General features: G+C 57.4%; 21 protein-coding genes. 10 read left to right on the forward strand and 11 right to left on the reverse strand.

The features are described 5' to 3' along the window. Positions 1 to 126: 126 nt before the first annotated feature. From HW554_RS09780 to panC, 7 genes are all read right to left on the reverse strand, one after another. Positions 127 to 1,050 carry a helix-turn-helix domain-containing protein gene (locus HW554_RS09780; protein WP_176908407.1) on the reverse strand — a complete coding sequence of 308 codons (924 nt, stop codon included), beginning with the start codon at positions 1,048 to 1,050 and terminating at the stop codon, positions 127 to 129. Positions 1,051 to 1,209: 159 nt separating this feature from the next. Further along, on the reverse strand, positions 1,210 to 2,349 hold the full coding sequence (locus tag HW554_RS09785; RefSeq protein WP_176908408.1) for an acyl-CoA dehydrogenase family protein: 1,140 nt from the start codon (positions 2,347 to 2,349) through the stop codon (positions 1,210 to 1,212). Between the two features lie 216 nt (positions 2,350 to 2,565). Then, entirely contained in the window at positions 2,566 to 3,255 is a 690-nt protein-coding gene (locus HW554_RS09790) for a zinc metallopeptidase (RefSeq protein WP_176908409.1), read from the reverse strand. A gap of 62 nt (positions 3,256 to 3,317) precedes the next feature. Beyond that, a complete protein-coding gene (gene rfaE2, locus HW554_RS09795; protein ID WP_176908410.1) occupies positions 3,318 to 3,797 on the reverse strand; it encodes a D-glycero-beta-D-manno-heptose 1-phosphate adenylyltransferase in 480 nt (159 codons plus the stop codon). Positions 3,798 to 3,874: 77 nt separating this feature from the next. Continuing rightward, the gene (locus HW554_RS09800) at positions 3,875 to 4,930 is read right to left on the reverse strand and encodes a lysylphosphatidylglycerol synthase transmembrane domain-containing protein (protein WP_176908411.1); all 1,056 of its coding nucleotides are present in this window, start codon (positions 4,928 to 4,930) and stop codon (positions 3,875 to 3,877) included. 41 nt (positions 4,931 to 4,971) lie between these two features. Beyond that, on the reverse strand, positions 4,972 to 5,319 hold the full coding sequence (panD, locus tag HW554_RS09805) for an aspartate 1-decarboxylase (protein ID WP_019948715.1): 348 nt from the start codon (positions 5,317 to 5,319) through the stop codon (positions 4,972 to 4,974). A 148-nt stretch (positions 5,320 to 5,467) separates the two neighbouring features. Next, complete coding sequence (panC, locus tag HW554_RS09810; protein WP_176908412.1) at positions 5,468 to 6,322, reverse strand: pantoate--beta-alanine ligase; 855 nt, start codon at positions 6,320 to 6,322, stop codon at positions 5,468 to 5,470. Between the two features lie 119 nt (positions 6,323 to 6,441). On the opposite strand from panC, the gene HW554_RS09815 reads away from it, so the two are divergent. From HW554_RS09815 to HW554_RS09830, 4 genes are all read left to right on the forward strand, one after another. Beyond that, positions 6,442 to 7,254, forward strand: coding sequence for a glycogen/starch synthase (locus HW554_RS09815; protein WP_176908413.1), 813 nt, complete (start codon positions 6,442 to 6,444; stop codon positions 7,252 to 7,254). Further along, positions 7,238 to 8,776 carry a DUF4270 family protein gene (locus HW554_RS09820; RefSeq protein ID WP_176908414.1) on the forward strand — a complete coding sequence of 513 codons (1,539 nt, stop codon included), beginning with the start codon at positions 7,238 to 7,240 and terminating at the stop codon, positions 8,774 to 8,776. Before HW554_RS09815 ends, HW554_RS09820 begins: the two co-directional genes overlap by 17 nt. A 114-nt stretch (positions 8,777 to 8,890) precedes the next feature. Then, positions 8,891 to 10,729 (forward strand): glutamine--fructose-6-phosphate transaminase (isomerizing), encoded by a 1,839-nt coding sequence (gene glmS, locus HW554_RS09825; RefSeq protein WP_176908415.1) that lies wholly within the window; start codon positions 8,891 to 8,893, stop codon positions 10,727 to 10,729. A gap of 84 nt (positions 10,730 to 10,813) precedes the next feature. Continuing rightward, a complete protein-coding gene (locus HW554_RS09830) occupies positions 10,814 to 12,259 on the forward strand; it encodes a DUF6056 family protein (RefSeq protein WP_246285182.1) in 1,446 nt (481 codons plus the stop codon). A gap of 14 nt (positions 12,260 to 12,273) precedes the next feature. Here the strand turns inward: HW554_RS09830 and HW554_RS09835 are convergent, their stop codons facing one another. Further along, entirely contained in the window at positions 12,274 to 12,939 is a 666-nt protein-coding gene (locus tag HW554_RS09835; protein WP_176908417.1) for a 3-hydroxyacyl-CoA dehydrogenase family protein, read from the reverse strand. A gap of 67 nt (positions 12,940 to 13,006) precedes the next feature. On the opposite strand from HW554_RS09835, the gene HW554_RS09840 reads away from it, so the two are divergent. From HW554_RS09840 to HW554_RS09865, 6 genes are all read left to right on the forward strand, one after another. Then, positions 13,007 to 13,396 (forward strand): RidA family protein, encoded by a 390-nt coding sequence (locus HW554_RS09840; protein ID WP_176908418.1) that lies wholly within the window; start codon positions 13,007 to 13,009, stop codon positions 13,394 to 13,396. Between the two features lie 89 nt (positions 13,397 to 13,485). Beyond that, on the forward strand, positions 13,486 to 13,728 hold the full coding sequence (locus HW554_RS09845; protein WP_176908419.1) for a hypothetical protein: 243 nt from the start codon (positions 13,486 to 13,488) through the stop codon (positions 13,726 to 13,728). Next, the gene (locus HW554_RS09850) at positions 13,728 to 14,339 is read left to right on the forward strand and encodes a pentapeptide repeat-containing protein (protein ID WP_176908420.1); all 612 of its coding nucleotides are present in this window, start codon (positions 13,728 to 13,730) and stop codon (positions 14,337 to 14,339) included. The genes HW554_RS09845 and HW554_RS09850 overlap by 1 nt, the downstream gene beginning before the upstream one ends. Before the next feature lie 204 nt (positions 14,340 to 14,543). Continuing rightward, positions 14,544 to 16,085, forward strand: a complete 1,542-nt coding sequence (gene gltX / locus HW554_RS09855; protein WP_176908421.1) for a glutamate--tRNA ligase — start codon at positions 14,544 to 14,546, stop codon at positions 16,083 to 16,085. A 161-nt stretch (positions 16,086 to 16,246) separates the two neighbouring features. Further along, positions 16,247 to 16,615, forward strand: coding sequence for a hypothetical protein (locus tag HW554_RS09860; RefSeq protein WP_176897391.1), 369 nt, complete (start codon positions 16,247 to 16,249; stop codon positions 16,613 to 16,615). Positions 16,616 to 16,681: 66 nt separating this feature from the next. After that, the gene (locus HW554_RS09865; protein ID WP_176908422.1) at positions 16,682 to 17,452 is read left to right on the forward strand and encodes a TIGR00266 family protein; all 771 of its coding nucleotides are present in this window, start codon (positions 16,682 to 16,684) and stop codon (positions 17,450 to 17,452) included. A gap of 485 nt (positions 17,453 to 17,937) precedes the next feature. On the opposite strand, the gene HW554_RS09870 is transcribed toward HW554_RS09865, so the two are convergent. The 3 genes from HW554_RS09870 to lptB all read right to left on the reverse strand — a co-directional run bounded on the left by HW554_RS09870 (position 17,938) and on the right by lptB (position 20,780). After that, on the reverse strand, positions 17,938 to 18,414 hold the full coding sequence (locus HW554_RS09870; RefSeq protein ID WP_176908423.1) for a toxin-antitoxin system YwqK family antitoxin: 477 nt from the start codon (positions 18,412 to 18,414) through the stop codon (positions 17,938 to 17,940). 34 nt (positions 18,415 to 18,448) lie between these two features. Next, complete coding sequence (locus HW554_RS09875) at positions 18,449 to 19,975, reverse strand: GH3 auxin-responsive promoter family protein (RefSeq protein ID WP_176908424.1); 1,527 nt, start codon at positions 19,973 to 19,975, stop codon at positions 18,449 to 18,451. 73 nt (positions 19,976 to 20,048) lie between these two features. Continuing rightward, positions 20,049 to 20,780, reverse strand: coding sequence for an LPS export ABC transporter ATP-binding protein (lptB, locus tag HW554_RS09880; protein WP_176908425.1), 732 nt, complete (start codon positions 20,778 to 20,780; stop codon positions 20,049 to 20,051). Positions 20,781 to 20,913: the final 133 nt, after the last annotated feature.

Genomic DNA, 20,913 nt, shown 5'->3' on the forward strand with positions numbered 1-20,913 from the left:
TACTACTACGTACATTCCTTTAGCAGAAAAGGAGAGAGCCCGGCCAGATTGGCCGGGCTCTCTCCTTTTCTGCTACTCTTGCTGACACCTGCATCTGAGGCATCCGACCATCTGCAACATCTGTGATTAGATGTTCATGGCCGATTCGCGACGACGCATTTTGCCGGCCGGAATGCCGAACATCATCTTGAAGCGGCGGCAGAAGTACGCGGTGTCTTTGTAGCCCACTTCCTTACCGATGTCGCGGATGCTCTTTTTAGTGGTCCGGAGCAGGAACACGGCGCGCTCCATGCGCTGGTATTCGATGTAGTCCTGCGGGTTGATGCCGGTGAGCATCTTGAAGTACTGGCCCACATAATCCTCACTCACGTTGGCTACGCCCGATAGAACCTTGTTCGACAGGTCGCCGCCGATGTTCTCCTTGATGTAGTTGAACAGGTCGATGAGGCGCGGATCCTTGAAGTACGTGCTGTTGGTGGCCAACTGCTCCACAAACATCTTGTTTTTGAGGATGTAGCGCACGATTTCCACCACGATGTTCTCGGTGTAAATCGTGATAAGCCGCTCGCGGCCGGGTAGCTCCTGCAGGCTCTCCTCTACCACCTTAATGATAAGATTGGCCAGCTTGGAATTGTCGGTAATGAGGAAGGCCGGCACATCGAGCGAGGCAAAGAAATTCACCGAATCGAACACCTTGGCCTCAAAGCTCACAAACGAGTGGCTCTCCTCGGCATCCCCGATCAGGTCGAGGTCGGAGTTGGAGTGAAAAAACTTGTCCTTGTTGGTGATCAGGTCGTCGTTGGTAATGCTCTTGCTGGGGTCGTGGCCATACGTGACCTTGGTGGCACGGCCGCCGGGGATGAAGAGCATTTCGCCCTCCTCCACCGCGTGGCTTTCATCGCCAAACGAAACGTGGCCCTTATGGAGCAGAATCAGGTTGTTGCCCACATCGTAGGAGTTGCGCACCGTAAAGGGCTGCTGCAGCACCAGGTTTTTTGCTTTGATGTACCGGACACCCAAAGACTCTATTACTTTATTATAATCTTCCATCGGTAGGTAGGGCGAGAAATTTGAGAGTAGTAAACCAGATTATAGCACCTCTGGTTTAACAAATGCAAAATAACATATAAAAATTCACAAAAACACAAAACCCAGCCATTTACTGGCTGGGTTTTGTGCAATACTTCTGAATAATAGGCAATTCTGTTTCTATTTGAGAATTTCCCTAGAGATTACAATTTTCTGAATCTCAGAGGTTCCCTCATAAATCTGGGTGATTTTGGCGTCGCGCATCATCCGCTCCACGTGGTATTCTTTCACGAAACCATAGCCGCCATGAATCTGAACGGCCTCTACAGCTGTGTCCATAGCAACCTTCGAAGCAAACAGCTTGGCCATAGCGCCCGACTTGGCGTAGTCCTGGTGGGCATCTTTATCGTGGGCCGACTGTAGGCACAGTAGACGAGCGGCATCGATGTTGGTAGCCATATCGGCCAGCTTGAACTGGATGGCCTGATGCTGCGAAATCGGCACGCCGAACGCCTTGCGCTCCTGGGCGTACTTCAACGACAGTTCGTAGGCACCGGAAGCAATACCCAGAGCCTGGGCAGCAATACCAATGCGGCCGCCAGCCAGCACCTGCATAGCGAACTTAAAGCCGAAGCCGTCGTCGCCGATGCGGTTTTCCTTCGGAACCTTCACATCGGTAAACTGCAGCGAGCAGGTATCGGAACCACGGATACCGAGCTTGTTTTCCTTGGGGCTGGTTACAAAACCTTCCATGCCCTTATCAACGATAAGCACATTGATGCCGCGGTGCTTGGCTTCGGGATTTGTCTGGGCCACTACAAGGTATACCGAAGCGGTGGTACCATTAGTAATCCAGTTTTTGGTGCCGTTGAGCAGGTAATGGTCGCCCATATCCTCGGCGGTGGTACGCTGGCTCGTTGCATCGGAGCCAGCCTCTGGCTCTGACAGGGCAAAGGCGCCGATAATTTCGCCGGACGTCAGGCCGGGCAGGTACTTGCGCTTCTGCTCCTCAGTGCCGTACTTTTCCAAGCCCCAGCATACCAGCGAGTTGTTCACCGACATGATAACGGAGCACGAGGCATCCACCTTGCTGATTTCTTCCATGGCCAGCACGTAGCTCACGGTATCCATGCCGCCGCCGCCGTATTCGGGGCTCACCATCATACCCATAAAGCCCAGCTCGCCCATCTTTTTGATCTGCTCGGCCGGAAATTTCTGGTGCTCGTCGCGCTCAATTACGCCAGCCCATAGTTCGCTCTGGGCAAAGTCGCGGGCAGCGGCCTGTACGGCCAGTTGTTCTTCAGTAAGCTGGAAATCCATGCAGTAAAGTGGGTGGGGTGGGAAAATCAAACAGTTGGGCCAGCACGACGAGCGGGCTGCGGCCGGACAAAATTACGCAATCAGGCGTTGGGCAGTAGCGTTCTAACACAAAACCCGCACAAAGAGTTGGCCGTCAGCGCCACTCTGCTTGCCTTGGCAACTAAAAAGCCGCTTCCGAAGATCCGGAAGCGGCTTTTTATAATGGGTTGCGCTACGTTAACTGTTGCGACGACCGCCCAGAAAGAGACTAACGTAGTACAGCAGGGTAGCCAGCGAACTGAGTGCGGCCACCACGTAGGTCATGGCCGCCCACCACAGTGCGTCTTTGGCCATAGCGTGCTCCTGAGGCGTTACAATGCCCCGCTTATCAATCCAAGCCAGGGCGCGCTTCGAGGCGTCGAACTCGACGGGCAGCGTAACGAAGGCGAACAGCGTAGTGAGCGAAAACAGCACCACACCGGCCCCCAGCGGCCAAGGCGTACGATTGAGCAGGAACACGCCCGCAATCAGCAGGATGGGCATGAAGCGCGATACAGCGCTTAGGGCCGGCACCATAGCCGAGCGGAACTGCAGCATGTTGTAGGCCGTGGCATGCTGCACAGCGTGGCCGCACTCGTGGGCGGCTACGGCAGCAGCGGCAGCGCTACGCTCGGCGTACACGGCTTCGCTCAGGTTCACCGTTTTGTCGGCCGGGTTGTAGTGGTCGGTCAGGCGGCCTTCGGTGCTGATGACGCGCACATCGGTAATGCCGTTGTCGGCGAGCATCAGCTCGGCAATCTGTTTGCCCGACAAGCCGTTCTGGAGGCCAACTTGGGAATACTGCTCGAACTTGCTTTTGAGGCGACGCTGCACGAGCCAGCTGACCACCATGGCGACCAGCAAAACGATGTAGATAGGAGAAAACATGAAGGAAGAAGGTCAGGTATGCAGGTTGAACAATGGCCCGCCGGATTTCGTGCCGGCCGGCACTACGACGTGTGGCTGATGCGCTCGACGATGCGCGTGGTGCTGTAACCCGGCACCAGCGGCACCGTCAGCACTTGGCCACCGCGGGCCAGCACCGCCTCGTGGCCCACAATCTGGCTTACGGCGTAGTCGTCGCCCTTCACCAGAATATTGGGTTGCACGGCTTCAATGAGGGCCAGCGGAGTTTGCTCGTCGAAGAGCGTCACGGCATCAACAAACAAAAGCGAGGCCAGAACCCGCGCGCGTGACACTTCGTCCTGCAACGGCCGGCCGGGCTTGAGCCGGCTAACCGAAGCGTCGGTGTTCAGGCCCACCACCAGCCGTTGGCCTAGGTGCCGGGCTTTTTCGAGGTAGTCGACATGACCTAGGTGCAGCAGATCGAAGCAGCCATTGGTAAACACCACCTGCTCGCCAGCCGCCTGCCAAGCAGCTACGGCAGTTATGAGGGCTTCGCGGCTCAGTATTTTATCTTTAGACCACATGGCTTGAGCTGATAAGTTGGGAAGCTGGCATGCCAGCACGGCCGATAGGCCTCGCATCCTTAAACCCTGAACGGTGCCTATTGCGGCCGTACTACTTCGGTTTCTAGTGCCACACCGACCGGTGCCCGGTGCTTATGGCTTTTGCCCGATTTAACCATACTGGCGGCAAAGCTGATGCCGCCCATAAGCACAACCAGCAGTGTCTGGGAGCCGTGTACGACCAGCGCATACGCAATGCCGGCCTCCTTACTGATACCGTAGGCTAACAGCACACTCTGCACCATCACATGGAAGGGCCCGATACCGCCTGCTACCGGCGCGGCCATACCCAGGGCTCCGAACGTAAGCACGGCCAGACCAGCACGCATTCCAAGATCGTAGGTCTCAGGAAAAGCGAAAAAAGCCAGGTAGTCCATGAGGTAATATACGGCCCAGGTAAAGAAGGTGTGGAACAGGAACAACCCCTTGTTCTCCAGCTTCAGAATACTGAATGCCCCAGCCAATACGCCCTTTACAAAGCCTACGGCCTTGCTGAACAGCGCGTTCTGGCGCAGTCGCTCCAAGTTGCGGAACACCGCATAGCCGAGGCCTAACAGCAGCAGCAGGGCAATACCTAGGGCCACCAGCAACGGCGTGCGGTTACGGGCCAGATCATCGTAGCGACCAGCCAGCACCTTGTCGGTTACGAAGCTCCAGAAGGTATTGAAGTCGAGCAGCAGCGTAGTGCCCAGCAAGCCAAACAACACCAGTACGTCGATTACTCGCTCGGTTACCACCGTACCAAGCGCCACCTGTACCGGCACGCCGCTGGTACGCCGTAGCACCGAACAACGAATAACCTCGCCCATACGCGGTAGCACCAGGTTGGCCAGGTATCCCACCATCATAGCATGGTACACGTCCCAGTAGCGCGGATGGTAGCCGGTGGGCTCAATCTGCATTTTCCAGCGGTAAGCCCGGCTGAAATAGCCCAGCACCGACAGTGCCAGCGTAAGCAACAGCCACCAGTAGTTAGCCCCGCGCACGTACTGCCCGATGCGACTCAGATCCTGCCCCTGCAGCGCATACCACATCAGGAGGCCCGACACGGATAGCAGCAGCGTATACTTTACAAAGTTGAGTACTTGCTTCATGCAGCAGGATCAGGGAGGGCTAAAGCACAAACCATCGGCAGTTACGCTACCCGGTTGTGCTGGTCGGGAAAAATGACGGTGGGTTGGTGAGCCTTGGCCTCGGCAAAGTCAATGAGGGCGTAGGATATAATAATGACAATGTCGCCCACGGCTACGCGGCGGGCGGCCGGGCCGTTCAGGCAAATCATGCCCGAGCCCCGCTCACCCTTAATGGTGTAGGTTTCAAACCGCTCGCCATTGTTGATATTGACGATGGTGACCTTTTCATTTTCCACCATGTTGGCCGCATCGAGCAGGTCCTCATCAATGGTGATGCTGCCCACGTAGTGCAACTCGGCCTGAGTAACCTTAACGCGGTGAATTTTCGACTTGAGAACCTCTATATGCATGTGCAAAAGCAACAGATACTGTTTGGGGACCCAAAGATACAGAAGGGGAGATAGTGAAGCCGTGAGGTAAAGGCATATTGAACCCACGGATCTTGCTGATGCTGTATTCGCCGTTCCCTAAATACAGGTTCAGCAACTCGTCAGCCATTTATTTACCCTCTACCACCACGTTATCAATCAGCCGGACACCGCCGAGGTGGGCGGCCAAGCACACTACTGCGGGGCAGCCGGCGTACGTATCGGTCAGGGGCTGCAGGGTGTGGGCGTCGGCCACAGTAATGTATTCTAACTCCAGCCCCGGCACGGCAGCCAATTGCTCGCGCACCGCCGCCTGCACCGCCGCCGGCGCAGTATGCCCACCACGGAGCAGTTCGGCAGCAGCCTGCAGGCTTTGGTACAGGCGCGGGGCCAATGCGCGGGCCTCGGGGCTCAGCCGCCGGTTGCGCGACGACATGGCGAGCCCGTCGGGCTCGCGTACCGTTGGGAAAGCCACCAACTCCAGATCGAAGGTTAAGTCGCTGATGAGCTGGCGCACAATGGCCACCTGCTGGAAATCCTTCTGGCCGAAATAGGCGCGGTGAGGCCGACTGAGGTGGAAAAGCTTGCTGACCACCGTAGCCACTCCGTTGAAGTGGCCGGGGCGGTGCTCCCCCTCCATTACCCGCTCCAGAGCTCCAAAACCGAACTGCACCACCGTCGGGCGAGGATACATTTCGGATACCGAGGGCAGAAAAAGGGCAGTGCAACCAGCCGGAGCCAACAGGGCCGCATCGGCCTCGGGCAGGCGGGGATACAGGCGAAAATCGTCGGGGTTATTGAACTGGGTGGGATTGACGAAGATACTGGCTACTACTACATCGCACTCGGTGGCGGCGGCCCGTACCAGCTGCAAATGACCTTCGTGGAGCGCACCCATAGTGGGCACCAGACCAATATGTTGGCCGGCCCGGCGCCAGTTTTCGGTGTGAGCTTGCAACGCGGCGGCAGTAGTGAGTATCTCCATAAAGCAAAGGGGGCCGGCCAGGGGCCGGGAGGCGGACCAGAATGAAATTTCCCTCAAAAATGCTTAATTTTGTGCATCCCAAAGTGTTGCCTACCTCTAATAATCCCAACTGACCGTTTATGTCGAAGTTGAAAATACTCTATGCTGCCACGGAAATCGACCCGTTTCTGCAGACCACCAAGGTAGCGGAGTTTTTGCGGCGCTTGCCGCAGGGAATGCAGGAAATGGGGATGGAAATCCGCATTTTCGTACCCCGTTTTGGCATTATCAACGAGCGTAAAAACCGATTGCACGAGGTAGTACGCCTCTCGGGCATCAACATTGCGGTGGGCGAAGACGAAAAGCCGCTCATCATTAAAGTGGCTTCTATCCCTAATGCCAAGCTACAGGTATATTTTATCGATAACGAGGATTATTTCCACCGTAAGTCGGTATTGGTTGATAAGAATGACAAGTTTCACTCAGACAACGACGAGCGGGCCATCTTCTTCTGCAAAGGCGTACTGGAAACTGTAAAGAAACTCGGCTGGGCTCCTGATATCGTGCACTGCAACGACTGGATGACGGGCCTGATTCCGATGTATATGAAAACGACCTACAAGAAGGATCCGATTTTCAAGGATGCCAAATCGGTCTTCACGATTTACAGCAACGAATTCGATTTCAAATTCGACGCTGACATTATCGAAAAGGCTAAGATGCTTGATATTGATGACGACATGCTGGCTTCTTTGAAGACGGCTGACTTTGGCGGCTTCATTAAAACGGGCATGCAGTATGCCGATAAGGTTGTGAAGTCCGATGAGGATTTCAGCGAGAACATGGAGGCATTGTTCACCGAGTATTCGACTAAAAAGCAAATTGACCAGGTAGCCGCCGATGACGACCTGTTGACTTCTTACTACGCGCTCTATAATGAACTGGCCAACTAGCGCCGGCCGACTTTCGTCGGTTACTCTGCTCGGAATTACCCTGTTGGCCCTAGCCAGCAGCTGCGAAAAAGCCAACGACCTCGGCCTTGAACTGCCCGGCACGTCGCCCATCTCCGCAACTTATCTTGATTTGCCGCTTAGGGCGTCTACGGTGCGCCAGCCAGTGGTGCAGACCGTGAAGGCGAACAGTGTCTTGGTAGGCCGCGTGCGCGACTCGTTCGTGGGTACTACCACAGCCGCGGCCGCCCTAAACTTGCTGGTATTGCCAGGCCTTTCGCCGCTCGATTCGCTGCCGGCCAAGTTCGTCAACCCCCGCCTCGATTCGGCGGTATTTGTTCTGGCTTTCGACCAAGTGTACGGCTCTGCGGTTCAGCCACTGCGCCTCGATGTACTGCCACTGCAGCAGCCGCTCGACGCACGGACAGTGTATAATTCGACCACTGCGGTGGCAACGGGCGCCGCACTGGTGAGCAACTTTACGGCCGTACTCAACCGCGACAATACGGTGCGGGTGCCAGCCAGCAACGCGCCTGATACGATCAGCGTGGCTTCGCCCCAGCGCACCATCCGGATTCCGCTGCTTAAATCGAGTAGCGCCGCACCGCTGGTCAATTCGGTGTTTGCGGCCATGACGTCGAACTCCGCCTTCAATCAGAACACGCTCGACGGGTTATGGAAGGGCGTGCTGCTACGACCCTCCGAAGGTCATGTGGGCAATGTAATCAGCATTCCACGAGCCTCTACCCGCACGGTTAATGTAGTTACCTTCTATTTCCGCACGGGTGCGGAAGGCAAGAAGCGCACGTACTCCATCTATTTGGCCAACATTGCGCCGCTAAGTGGTTCTTTCACAGACGGCCGGTACTTCACGCAGCTTACAACCGATTTAGCCGGAACTCCGCTGGCTGGCCTGACGCCCCAAAACCCGCTGCCCTCCAGCGCCACCAACGGCCTGACATATGTGCAGGAAGGCGTGGGGCTGAGTACCCGGCTGGAGTTTGAAGGCTTGGAAGCATTGCGCGACAAACCTACACTGGTCATCAACCGGGCTGAGCTGCTCATCCCGGTTCGGCAGCTCAGCAACGGCCTGTTCCCATATCCGTCTTCGCTTTATCTCTATGAGGTAAACGAGGCCAACCAGATTCTGACGCGCCTGAATGGGGCCTCGACGGTTGACCGCCTCGTGCAGCAGGAAGAGCCGGTTGCGCTGCCAAACGGGTCGCTCATTCTGCCGTCTTCCACCGGAGTAGGTTATCCAGCTTCCGTTTCAGTTCCATTAGGGCAGAATCCCACCCAGTTTTACTCGGTTGGTATCACGCAATACTTACAGGCTTTCCTGCAGAACCGCTTCAATGCGGGCGAGGATCGTCCTTCGGGGCTGTTGCTCTCACCCGCCCTTCGCAACGGCGAAGGCTTGCTGCTACCGCAGCAAAGTGGCACAGTGGCTAACCTCAACCTGAACCGCGCTCAGCTCGATGCCAATAACATCCGGCTGCGCGTATACTACTCCAAGCTCCAGTAATAAGGAGCATCGGCCTTCAATTGGCCTAAGGGCGGCACGGCCTTTGCCGTTGTCGCCCTACTTTTGTCTTGTACTTTTTTCTTTTCGAGCTGCGGCTCTGAACACGTCGACACTATGTGCGGAATTGTTGCTTACATCGGGCACCGTGAGGCCTGCCCCATTATTCTTAAAGGATTGCATCGGCTCGAATACCGGGGTTACGATTCGGCAGGCGTGGCGCTGCTGAATAACGGTGAACTGAGCGTATATAAGAAAAAGGGCAAGGTTGCCGAGCTGGAGAAATTCATTGCCGAGAAGGATACGCACGCTAATATTGGTATGGGCCATACCCGCTGGGCTACCCACGGCGAGCCAAACGATGCGAATGCCCATCCGCACTACTCCACCTCCGAGCGAATTGCCATTATCCACAATGGCATTATCGAAAACTACGCTGCTCTCAAGGAGCATTTGCAGCAGCAGGGTCACGTATTTCACTCCGATACCGACACGGAGGTATTCGTGAATCTGATTGAGGAGATTCAGAAAAAGAATCAATGCTCGCTGGAGCAAGCCGTGCGTTTGGCGCTGCATGAGGTAGTGGGTGCTTACGCTATTGTAGTGCTAAGTAAGGATAACCCCGGCCAACTGATTGCGGCCCGTAAAGGCTCGCCTCTGGTAGTAGGTATCGGCGAGAACGAGTTCTTCCTGGCCTCCGATGCTACGCCCATCATCGAGTACACGAGCGATGTAGTGTATGTAAACGATTACGAGCTGGTTATTATCAAGGATGGCGAAATGGACCTGCGCAGCCGCGAGGACGTGAAGCAGACGCCTTACATTCAGCGGCTGGAGCTGGAGCTGGACCGCATCGAAAAAGGCGGCTACGAGCACTTCATGCTGAAGGAGATTTTCGAGCAGCCCCGCTCTATCCTCGACTCGATGCGCGGCCGTCTGGAGCTGGAAGCTGGTCACCTAAACATGGGTGGCGTGCGGGCCTACGAGCGCAAGTTCGTGAATGCCGACCGTATCCTGATTGTGGCCTGTGGCACTTCGTGGCACGCTGGTCTGGTGGCCGAGTATCTGTTCGAAGACCTGGCCCGGGTGCCGGTGGAAGTGGAGTACGCCTCCGAGTTCCGCTACCGCAACCCCATCATTACGGAGCGCGACATCGTAATTGCTATTTCGCAAAGTGGTGAAACGGCTGATACACTGGCCGCTCTAGAACTAGCCAAAAGCCGCGGAGCTACCATCTTTGGTGTCTGCAACGTGGTGGGCTCGAGCATTGCCCGCGCCACCGACGCCGGCGCTTACACCCACGCCGGCCCCGAAATCGGGGTAGCCTCAACCAAAGCCTTCACGGCCCAGGTAACGGTGCTCACGCTGCTGGCCATGATTGTGGGCCACAAGCGCGGCGCGCTCACCGACACCCGTCTGCGCGAGCTGATGGTGGAACTGGAGACTATTCCGGCCAAAGTAGAAAAGGCCCTGGAGCTGAATACCGAAATCATGCAGATTGCGGAAATCTTCAAGGACTCCACCAACTTCCTGTACCTGGGCCGGGGCTACAACTTCCCGGTTGCCTTGGAAGGCGCTCTTAAGCTCAAGGAAATCAGCTACATCCATGCCGAAGGTTACCCCGCGGCCGAGATGAAGCACGGCCCGATTGCTCTCATTGATGAGAACATGCCGGTAGTGGTTATTGCCACCAAGGACAGCTCGTATGAGAAGGTAGTGAGCAACATTCAGGAAGTGAAGGCCCGCAAAGGCCGCATCATTGCTGTGGTAACCGAGGGCGACACCGTAATTCCGGCCATGGCCGAGTTCACGATTGAGGTACCTGCTACCAGCGAGGTGTTGATGCCACTCGTATCGGTGGTTCCGCTACAACTCCTCTCCTACCACATTGCCGTACTGCGCGGCTGCAACGTCGACCAGCCCCGCAACTTGGCTAAGTCGGTAACGGTAGAATAAGGATTTGCATGTGTATAACGGAAGCAAAAAATCCGCCCGGTATGGGCGGATTTTTTGCTTTTTCCCTTTAATTGCCCGCGTATTATGCCCCGATTAGCTACTAGTACCCTATTCGCAGCGGGAGCACTTGGTTGCGTACTCCCTTTCCTTGTGCTAGCATTTTATAGTCATCCCGCCCTCGATGATTTTGCTATCGGCACTGCCTTGCGCACGCAACCTATACTATCTTATACCTGGGATGTGTACATGGTTCATTCCGGCAGGTTTTCTTCTTCTTTGTTCAGCGCCGTCTTTCTGCTGTTTAGCTTTTACCCCAGTGCGTACCCTTACCTGATTTTCGGTTTTATTGGTTTGTTCTGTAGCGGTCTGTTTGTGGCCGCCGCCGCGTTGGTACCGGGGCCGCAACAAGCCAAATCACTCACCGGCAGCACATTGGTTATTCTGGGACTCAGCTATTTCCCCTGGCCTGCCGAAGGACTGTTCTGGCTCACGGGCGCAGTTGCCTACCTCACACCGCTCTTTCTAACTTGCGGACTACTGATATTATTAGCCCGCCAGTACAGCAGCCCCGAACAAAAACACCATTCCAGCCAGTGGCTGCTGATCGGAGTGCTAGGCTTGCTAATCCCTGGTTTTTCTGAGATAAGTGCGTTATTGCTGCTGTTGGTAAGCGGCGCGTTATGGGTCCTACCAGACCTGCGGCCAGTTCGGTGGCAGGCGCACTGGGTGGGCATCGCCATTACGACGGGCTGCCTGCTAACGCTCCTAGCTCCGGGCAACTTTCAGCGTTTGCACGCCCGGCCGGGCCACCAAGTACAAGTGGTACATTCTGTTATTTTAGCGTTGACAGGTACTACTTATCTGCTCATTAACTGGATTGGTAGCGCGCTGTTGCTGGCCCTTACCATGGTGATGCTGCCAGTTAGCCAGGCCACTGCCCGTTATAAGGGCCGTAGCCTGCTCAACCGCTTGACAACCGGACCAATTTGGCTATGGCCTTTACTATTACTGACTGGCTTGTTTGGCTCCGTATGGTTTTGTTATACAGTGCAAGGCATTGGGCCAGCTCTGCGGGTCAAAAATATCCTATACTTCTACTTCTTGATCTGCTGGTTTTTAAGCACGCACGCGGTTGTGGGGCGTTATGCTCCGGCGTGGCAACTCTATTACCCAACAGCGTGGCCACTTCGCGGAGCCGCGGGCATTACCCTCATCTGCCTGTTTTTCACCGACCACAACCATAACCTCTTGCACGACGATATCGGACGAGCGCCCAATACCGTAGTTCAGGCGTACCGCGACTGGCTCAGTGGCGACGCCCGGCGCTACCACCAAACTCAGAAAGCCCGCTATCAGCAGTTACGGACCATTTCTACCGACAGCGTTCAGGTACTGCCGCTACCCACGCGGCCCCGGACTCTGTTTTACTACGATATTTCATATAATCCCGCGTTGTGGGGCAATCAGGCCTACGCGCAGTTTTTCGGTAAGAAAGCTGTGTGGGTGCAACCGCCACCGGAGGCACGCTAGCTGGCAGCTTCGCCTTATAGCGCGAACGATTCGCCGCGCAGATACATCGTTTTCAGCAGCGGGCATACCTTATAACGCTCTTCGTGGGTATCCTGGTAAAGGGCTTCCAGCGTTTCGTATACCCGCGCTACACCGATGGCATTGGCCCACTCGAAAGGCCCGTGCGGGTAGTTGGTGCCCAGCTTCATGCCCAGATCAATATCCTGTACCGAGGCCGTGCCTTCCTGCAGCGTGTAACAAGCCTCGTTGATAATCATGCACACGATGCGCGGCGTTACCAGGCCCACACGGTCGGCCACGAGGCGGTAGTCGGTACCGAGGTTGGCACAAAGGGTAGCCAGTGTAGGGGCCGAGGCGGGGTCGAGCAGCGTAACTTCCAGCAGAGGCCGATCAAGAAGGGTAGGTAGGGCGCAGAGGCCGAACACGGGGCCCAGCGGGAGCTCTTCGCCGTGGAAGAGCTGCGCCAGGCTGCGGGCAGTGGTATCGTAGAACAAAGGCTGCCGGGGCCGCTCGTAGTGCAGTTCGGGCCAGTCGCGCAGGTCGAAGAGTATATCGGCAGCAGCCAGACGGGCCGGCAGATCGGGTGCGGTGGCGGGGCAGAAGTCGTACTGGTGAGCCGCGCCAAACTTGCGGCGCAGCTCGGTTTCGACGGTTTCGCCGCCCACGATAAACAGATGCATAGATTTTCGGCTTACTTTAGCCCAAAGATAGTTCTTTCGTTTGCCCACCCCGTTTTCTGCCCTATCCATGGCCCACACCGTTGTTTTTTCGCCCCAAGCCCCTGCTCCCATTGGTCCTTACAGCCAAGCCATCAGGGCCGGTAGCACCGTGTACGTTTCGGGTCAGATTGCCCTCGACCCAGCTACCGGCCAGCTCGTAGGCGGCGGGGATGTAGCCGCCGAAACACACCAGGTGATGCGCAACCTGCAGGCGGTACTGGCGGCAGCCGGCCTCTCGATGCGCCACATCGTGAAGTGCAGCATTTTCGTACAGGACCTTGGTAACTTCAGCCTTATCAACGACATCTACGGCAGCTACTTCGATGCAGATTATGCTCCGGCCCGTGAAACGGTGGAAGTGAGCCGGCTGCCCAAAGACGTACAGGTAGAAATTTCGTGCGTGGCTGTGGAGGCGTAAACGAGCCACCATACCGTTATCCTGAGCGGAACGAAGTATCTGGCAGCTACCATCAGCTGACACTCGCCAGCCTCTTCGCCCCGCCCAGGATGACACTAGGCCAAACACCTTATTTCACCATCTCGTCATCTCACCGCATGCGCGAACTAGGCATCTTCCTCTTTCTGGTTGGACTAGTTACTCTGGTGGCCCCCTATCTGCTGCCGGCCAACTTTCGGTTTCTGCTGCTTGACTGGATTTATAACTGGGGGCCGACGGTAGCCTGGGCCATCAAGGGCGGCGCGGTGCTGCTGGGGTTGGGCCTCTGGCTGGGTTTCCGAAACCGCGAATAATGCGCCGACCCAATATCCGTAAGCCGGCTAAAGCCCAGGCCCGGCCCGACTACTTTCCACCCGAAAACGTGCTCCTGCGGGTTCTGCCCCCGGCCTTGGTGGACCAGCGTGAGTTCGAGCAGTTCCACTTTATCGGTTTCGATTTAAGCCAAGCCGATTTGGTTGGCTGCCGGTTTACCGACTGCCTGTTCGAGACCTGCAACCTGGCCGGGGCCTCGTTGGCCAATACCAGCCTGCAGAATGTAGCTTTCGACGGCTGCAAGCTGCTGGGCTTGCAGTTCACCGTCTGCCGCGACCTGCTGTTTGGCGTACACTTCGACCGTTGTCAGCTCGATTACGCCTTGTTCGGAGGCAAACAGATGGCCGGTACGCGCTTCGAAGGCTGCTCGCTACGAGAGGCAGATTTCGCCGATACCAACCTAACCGGGAGCGTGTTTGCCGACTGCGACCTGACAGGCACTTTGTTTGAGAACACAAAGCTGGCGGATGCCGACCTACGCACTGCCCGCCACCTTCAACTCGACCCGGCCCTCAACGAAGTGAAAGGCGCCCGCTTCGCCCTCGAAAGCCTACCGGGCCTGCTGACGAAATTCGAATTAGTGGTGGAGTGAACCGGTGAAAGGGCTGTCATCCTGCCATTACGCGACTTGAGAGGAGAGAGGAATCTGAGTGCAGCCATTGAACAAAATTGTTCGGTAACGTTGTCCCTGATTCCTCCGCCGTCGGAATGACAGTTCTTTCGCTATTTCACCAACTCACCTTTCGTACCTTTGCAGCGCGGTTTCTCAACCTGAATAAAGCCGCACAACGAACGTATGGAAAGAGAAGTACGGGTGCGTTTTGCGCCCAGCCCCACCGGCCCGCTGCATATCGGCGGCGTGCGCACCGCGCTGTATAACTACCTGCTGGCCCGCAAGCTGGGCGGTAAGATGCTGTTACGCATCGAAGACACCGACCAGAACCGCTTTGTGCCCGGCGCCGAGCAGTATATTATGGACGCGCTGCGCTGGTGCGGCATCGAGATTGACGAAGGTATTGAGCAGGGCGGCCCCCACGCGCCCTACCGCCAGAGCGAGCGGAAGCCGATGTACCGCCAGTACGCCGACCAGCTGATTAAGGATGGTTTCGCCTACTACGCCTTCGATACCCCCGAGGAGCTGGACGCCATGCGCGCGCGCCTGACGGCCGCCAAGGTGCCTAACCCGCAGTACAACAGCATTACACGGGCCCAGATGCGTAACTCGCTCACGCTGCCCGCCGAGGAAACCGAGCAGTTGCTGGCCGCCGGCACGCCCTACGTTATCCGCCTGAAGGTGCCCCGCAAGGAGGAAGTGCGCTTCCAAGACCTCATTCGGGGTTGGGTAGTGGTGCATTCGTCGGCCATTGATGACAAGGTGCTGATGAAGTCTGATGGCATGCCGACCTACCATTTGGCGAATATCGTGGATGACCATCTGATGGAAATCACGCACGTTATCCGGGGCGAGGAGTGGCTGCCCTCGGCGCCGCTGCACGTGCTGCTGTACCGCTATTTGGGCTGGGAGAGTACTATGCCCCAGTTTGCCCACCTGCCGCTGCTGCTCAAGCCCGATGGCACTGGCAAGCTCAGCAAGCGTGACGGCGACAAGCTCGGTTTCCCGGTTTTCCCGCTCGAATTCCACGGCACCGACGCCGACGGCCAGCCCACGGTGAGCAGTGGCTACCGCGAGGCGGGCTACCTGCCCGAGGCGTTCATCAACTTCTTGGCCTTTTTGGGCTGGAATCCCGGCACGCCGCAGGAGCTGTTTACCATGGACGAGCTGATCGAGAACTTCTCGATTGAGCGCGTAAGCAAGTCGCCGGCCCGCTTCGACCAGAACAAGGTGCGCTGGTACAACGAGCAGTACCTGCGCGCCAAGCCCGACGCCGAGCTGGCCCAGTACCTCATCGAAGACCTCCAGAAGCAGGGCGTGGAGGTTTCGGCTGAAAAAGCCACCCAGATTGCCGCCTTGGTGAAGGAGCGCGCCACCTTCCCGGCCGATCTGGCCAAGGAAGCCCAGCTGTTCTTCGAGCGGCCCACCAGCTACGACGAGCAGGTAATCAGCAAGAAGTGGAACGCGCCGGTAGCCGCAGCGCTGGCCGAATTTGCCGCCCAGCTGCCCACCGCTGCCGATGCCACGCCCGACGAGATTAAGGCGCTGCTCACGCAGGTGGTGGAAGGCCAGGGACTGAAAATCGGGCAGGTACTCCAAGCCTTGCGTGTGGCCGTAACCGGCGCCGCGGCCGGCCCCGACCTGATGCACATCATGCACATTCTGGGCCCGCAGGAAACGGCCGAGCGGATTCAGACGGCCGTAGCGGCGTTGCCCGCAGCCTAGCGTTTCTGGTTTATCGATTGTAAAAGCCCGCCCGACAAAACGTCGGGCGGGCTTTTGCGTGGGGGCCAGTGGTATATCCTTCGCGCCGACGGTTGCGTACCTACAGGGCGCGGGCTGTGGGCCGGCGCGCTTCCGTTTACTTCCACTGCCCCCGCATTATTATGGCTAAGAAACCTGCCAAGTCGAAAAGCAAAAAAGAAGAGCCCGAAAAGAAAGCCCGGGTTCATAAGGAGCTGGAAGGCTTCGAAATTAAGGTGAACCCGCTGGGCGAAATCACCTCCAACTACTCCATTGAGGAGATAAACCAGTTTCTCAACCGCCATGTGCGCGACAAGAAGCTGGTAAACCGCGACGGGGCTTTTGGGGAGAAGGACGAAGAAGATGACGACCTGCCAATTGAAGAAGTAGAGGAGTCGGAGGAGGATTTTGTGCGCCGCAGCAGCACCGAGGCAAAAAGCAAAAAACCCAAAGCCGACGCGAAAGGCAAGGAGGTGGATGAGGACGAAGTAACGGACGACGAAGACGAGTAAACCCGTCGTTTATTCATCTTTCGCTATACTTGAGCTTCTTTCCATCAACTCCGATAAGGCCATCTTATGCAGTCCCACGAAATCGACTATAAAATCCTCGGCAACGATATTCAGGTGCTCGAAGTAGAGCTTGACCCAAACGAAACGGTGATTGCCGAGGCCGGGGCCATGGTGTACATGAGCGAGGCTATTGCCTTCGAAACCAAGATGGGCGACGGCTCGGAAGTGAACCAGGGCCTGATGGGCAAGCTGTTTTCGGCCGGTACCCGGCTGCTCACAGGCGAGTCGCTGTTCATGACGCACTTCACCCACCGCGGTGGCACCGGCAAAGCGCAAGTAGCCTTTTCGGCCCCCTACCCCGGCACCATCATCGCGCTCGATTTACGGGAACTGCCGCAGGGCCTGATTGTGCAGAAGGACGGGTTTCTGGCCGCCGCCCGGGGCACCAAAATCAGCCTGCATCTCAACTCGAAGCTCGGCGCGGGCTTTTTCGGGGGCGAGGGATTCATTCTGCAGAAAATAACCGGCGACGGTAAAGCCTTCGTGCACGCGGGCGGTACCATCATCGAAAAGCGCCTCAACAACGAGCTGCTGCGCGTTGATACCGGCTGCGTAGTGGCCTTCGAACCGGGCATCGATTTCAGCATTGCCCGCGCTGGCGGCCTCAAATCCATGATTTTTGGGGGCGAGGGGCTGATGCTGGCCACGCTACGCGGTACGGGCCGGGTATGGCTGCAATCTATGCCTGTGAAGAAGCTTATTCAGGCGCTGGCCCCGGCTGGTGGCAATGTCGGCAAAGAAAGCGGCGGCCTGCTCGGCAATCTGTTTCAGGAATAAGCGTACATATTCCCTGGCGCGGCAGTCCGGCAAGTACGCATGCCGGATTGCCGCGCCAGTCTTTTTGGCCATAAATCAGCCTGCCGCACTAAACGCAATAACTCCCAGGCTAATCAGCAGGGCAAGCGCAATAGCGCCTAATATGCCCGCCGTAATGTAATTGGCCCGCTTCTGAGACTTTTTTTCCTTCTCCAGACGGACATAGCTGCTAGTGCGCCGCCGCCGCCGGCTGGAGGAGGAGGAATCGGGAACAAGAGTAGCACTGGACATGCGTGGGAATTTAGATTGGAACTCAGATCAGGACGAAACGAAATATAGGTTTTTATCCGATTATAATACAATGCCGGCCACCAAAAAATCTACCGGTCAATCAGTGGCAGCCGGACCTAACTTACGTGACGTAGCGCGCTAGCGGATTTTCCGGCATAGCGGCAGACACAGCACGTACCGGCGTAATGTCCTATTCTGCCATTACCTGCATCGGTTCAGGGGCCAAGTGGTACCAGCGGCATGCCGGTCCGGATGCCATTCACGTAGAACTCCGACGGTAGCGGGTGGCCCGCTTCATCGTAGCAGCGCCACTCGCCAAACCAGAAAAACCGTTCAGTGGCGGCCGTAGACAGGTACCGGGCCTTACCCCGCCTGGCTATCTGCCCATTGGGATGGTACACGGTTAGCGTAATAAGGCCCGCCGGACGACGATGGAACTGCTCGGTGCGTTCGGGCAGGCCGCTAGAGCTGAAGTAGCGCCAACTCCCCACCTCACGACCATGCCGGTAGCGGCCCTTGTTAAGCAGGTGCTGTTGCTGCGCATCGAGGTAGATGTGCCAAGGCCCATGGCGTAGCTCCTGCTGATCGAAACGATTGCGTGACCAGAAGCCAACAGGAGCCCGGGTGCAGTTGCTGAGCACAAATAGGCTCACGCTCAGCAGCGGCCAGCACAACCAGGAAGTACGACGCATAGCAGGAGGGGAATAAGCCTGCCGATAGTTACAACTAATTATTTAGTTGTAAAAGGATTTCGTCGAGTAACTCCCGTGAATTGCTGAGGCGGGGCACCTTATGCTGGCCCCCAAGCTTGCCCCGACTAGCCAGCCAGCGCCCAAACGTACCGGCCGGAGCCACCGTGAGCGTGGGCGGCATAAGGGCCAGGTCGCGGTGGCGCTTGGCGTCATAGTCGGAGTTGAGTTGGCGCAATGTATCATCGAGCACCTGCGTGAAGTGGGCGGGGTCGGCGGGCGGGCGAGTGAACTCGACGAGCCATTGATGGCTGCCGCGCGAACTGCCAGTGCCCTCGGCGAAGTAGATAGGAGCTGCTGTGTAGTCGCCGACGGTGGTGTTGGTGGCCCGGCAGGCGGCGGCCAGGGCGGCATCGGCGTGCTCAATCACCACTTCTTCCCCGAAAGCATTAAGAAAGTGTTTGGTACGCCCGCAGATGCGGATGCGGTAGGGTGCTAAGCTGGTAAAGCGCACCGTATCGCCGATTTTATAGCGCCACAGGCCCGCGTTGGTGCTGATGAGCAGGGCGTACGTGCGTCCCAGTTCCACCTCATCCAGCCCGATGGCCTGGGGTTCGGCTTCATCCCACTGGCTCTGGGGCAGGAATTCGTAGTAGATGCCGTGGTTGAGTAGCAGCAGCAGATCTTCGGAATCGGGCTCGTCTTGCAGGGCCAGGTAGCCCTCGGAGGCATTGTATACTTCGAGGTAGTGCATTTTCGGGCTCGGGATGAGCTGGCGGAACAGCTCGCGGTAGGGGCCGAAGGCCACCGCGCCGTGCAGAAACAAGCCCAGCCGGGGCCAGACGGCGTGCAAATCGTCGGTACCGGCCAGCTCGCGTACCCGGCGCAGCAGCACAATCATCCAGGTGGGCACGCCGGCCAGCACCCGCACATCGGCCTGCATCACATGGCGGGCAATACGCTCAATCTTTTCCTCCCACTCATCCAGCAAGGCCAGCTCCAGCGGAGGCGTCCGGATGAACTCGGCCCAGGCGGGCAGGTTCTGCATAATTACGGCCGACACGTCGCCGGCCCGCGAATCGGGGGCCGTGGGGCGGAGCGGGTTGGGGCCGTGGGTGCCGCCGAGCGAGAGAGTTTTGCCACCCAGAAAGTCGTGCTCAGGGTAGTGCAGAGTGGCCAAGGCAGTCATGTCGCGGCCGGCGCGGTAGTGGCACTCGTGCAATGATTCGCGGGTGACGGGGATATACTTACTGCGGGCGTTGGTGGTGCCACTACTTTTGGCGAACCACTGCACCCGGCCGGGCCACAGTACGTTTGCCTCCCCCAGCAACACCCGCTCCAGCTGCGGGTACAGTTCCTCGTAGCTGCTTACGGGCACCCGCTGGGCAAACTCGCGGGCCGAGGGCACATCAGCGTAGCCGTAGCGGCGGCCCCAGTCGGTTGCACGAGCCGTGCGCAGCAACTCCTGGCGTAACTGCTGCTGCACCTCGTGCGGGTGGCGCCGGAAATGCTCGATGCTGGCCAACCGGCGCTGCACGGCCCAGGTCAGTACGGTACCAATCATGGTTGTGCTTCGTGATTAATGGCTATAACGCCAATGAAGAACGATGTAGGGGCGGGGCTTAATCACTAAGCACTCACACCTTCCGCTTGAGCTCAAAGTGCTTGCCCAGGTACACGCGGCGCACCATTTCGTCGGCGGCCAGTTCTTCGGCGGTGCCGGCTTTCAGCAGTTTGCCTTCGAAGAGCAGGTAGGCGCGGTCGACGATGCTGAGCGTCTCGTTCACGTTGTGGTCGGTGATGAGGATACCGATGTTCTTGTGCTTGAGCTTGGCTACGATACCCTGGATTTCTTCCACCGCAATCGGGTCGACGCCGGCGAACGGCTCATCGAGCAGCACAAACTTGGGGTCGACGGCCAGGGCGCGGGCAATTTCGGTGCGCCGCCGCTCGCCGCCACTTAGCACCCGACCCAGGTTTTTGCGCACGTGGGTCAGGCTGAACTCGTTGAGCAGTTCCTCCACCTTATCGCGCTGGGCCTGCTTACTCATATCCGTCATCTGGAGCACCGATAGCACGTTTTCCTCCACCGTCAGGTCGCGGAACACGGAGGCCTCTTGAGCCAGGTAGCCGATGCCGAGGCGGGCACGCTGGTAAATGGGCAGCTTGGTGATGTCGCGGTCATCGAGAAACACCTTACCCGAGTTGGGCTTCACCATACCCACCGTCATGTAGAACGAGGTGGTTTTGCCCGCCCCATTGGGCCCAAGTAGCCCCACAATCTCGCCCTGCTCCACATGCAGGCTCATGTCGTTGACCACCGTGCGGGCCTTGTACTTCTTTACCAGATGTTCAGCGCGGAGTATCATGGAGAGGGAAATATTGGTAAATGAACGTCATGCTGAGCGGAGTCGAAGCATCTCTACTGCAATGCTAATGCTGTTGATTGAATTCACCATTGCGGTAGAGATACTTCAACTCCGCTCAGCATGACGCTGTTTT

Origin of the sequence: Hymenobacter lapidiphilus, from assembly GCF_013377885.1 — a bacterium.
GTDB lineage: Bacteria > Bacteroidota > Bacteroidia > Cytophagales > Hymenobacteraceae > Hymenobacter > Hymenobacter lapidiphilus.

Bases quoted from the DNA above. Each gene is read 5' to 3' on its own strand.
- HW554_RS09780 (WP_176908407.1), bottom strand. From the start codon at position 1,050: ATGGAAGATTATAATAAAGTAATAGAGTCTTTGGGTGTCCGGTACATC.
- HW554_RS09785 (WP_176908408.1), bottom strand. From the start codon at position 2,349: ATGGATTTCCAGCTTACTGAAGAACAACTGGCCGTACAGGCCGCTGCC.
- HW554_RS09790 (WP_176908409.1), bottom strand. From the start codon at position 3,255: ATGTTTTCTCCTATCTACATCGTTTTGCTGGTCGCCATGGTGGTCAGC.
- rfaE2 (WP_176908410.1), bottom strand. From the start codon at position 3,797: ATGTGGTCTAAAGATAAAATACTGAGCCGCGAAGCCCTCATAACTGCC.
- HW554_RS09800 (WP_176908411.1), bottom strand. From the start codon at position 4,930: ATGAAGCAAGTACTCAACTTTGTAAAGTATACGCTGCTGCTATCCGTG.
- panD (WP_019948715.1), bottom strand. From the start codon at position 5,319: ATGCATATAGAGGTTCTCAAGTCGAAAATTCACCGCGTTAAGGTTACT.
- panC (WP_176908412.1), bottom strand. From the start codon at position 6,322: ATGGAGATACTCACTACTGCCGCCGCGTTGCAAGCTCACACCGAAAAC.
- HW554_RS09815 (WP_176908413.1), top strand. From the start codon at position 6,442: ATGTCGAAGTTGAAAATACTCTATGCTGCCACGGAAATCGACCCGTTT.
- HW554_RS09820 (WP_176908414.1), top strand. From the start codon at position 7,238: ATGAACTGGCCAACTAGCGCCGGCCGACTTTCGTCGGTTACTCTGCTC.
- glmS (WP_176908415.1), top strand. From the start codon at position 8,891: ATGTGCGGAATTGTTGCTTACATCGGGCACCGTGAGGCCTGCCCCATT.
- HW554_RS09830 (WP_246285182.1), top strand. From the start codon at position 10,814: ATGCCCCGATTAGCTACTAGTACCCTATTCGCAGCGGGAGCACTTGGT.
- HW554_RS09835 (WP_176908417.1), bottom strand. From the start codon at position 12,939: ATGCATCTGTTTATCGTGGGCGGCGAAACCGTCGAAACCGAGCTGCGC.
- HW554_RS09840 (WP_176908418.1), top strand. From the start codon at position 13,007: ATGGCCCACACCGTTGTTTTTTCGCCCCAAGCCCCTGCTCCCATTGGT.
- HW554_RS09845 (WP_176908419.1), top strand. From the start codon at position 13,486: ATGACACTAGGCCAAACACCTTATTTCACCATCTCGTCATCTCACCGC.
- HW554_RS09850 (WP_176908420.1), top strand. From the start codon at position 13,728: ATGCGCCGACCCAATATCCGTAAGCCGGCTAAAGCCCAGGCCCGGCCC.
- gltX (WP_176908421.1), top strand. From the start codon at position 14,544: ATGGAAAGAGAAGTACGGGTGCGTTTTGCGCCCAGCCCCACCGGCCCG.
- HW554_RS09860 (WP_176897391.1), top strand. From the start codon at position 16,247: ATGGCTAAGAAACCTGCCAAGTCGAAAAGCAAAAAAGAAGAGCCCGAA.
- HW554_RS09865 (WP_176908422.1), top strand. From the start codon at position 16,682: ATGCAGTCCCACGAAATCGACTATAAAATCCTCGGCAACGATATTCAG.
- HW554_RS09870 (WP_176908423.1), bottom strand. From the start codon at position 18,414: ATGCGTCGTACTTCCTGGTTGTGCTGGCCGCTGCTGAGCGTGAGCCTA.
- HW554_RS09875 (WP_176908424.1), bottom strand. From the start codon at position 19,975: ATGATTGGTACCGTACTGACCTGGGCCGTGCAGCGCCGGTTGGCCAGC.
- lptB (WP_176908425.1), bottom strand. From the start codon at position 20,780: ATGATACTCCGCGCTGAACATCTGGTAAAGAAGTACAAGGCCCGCACG.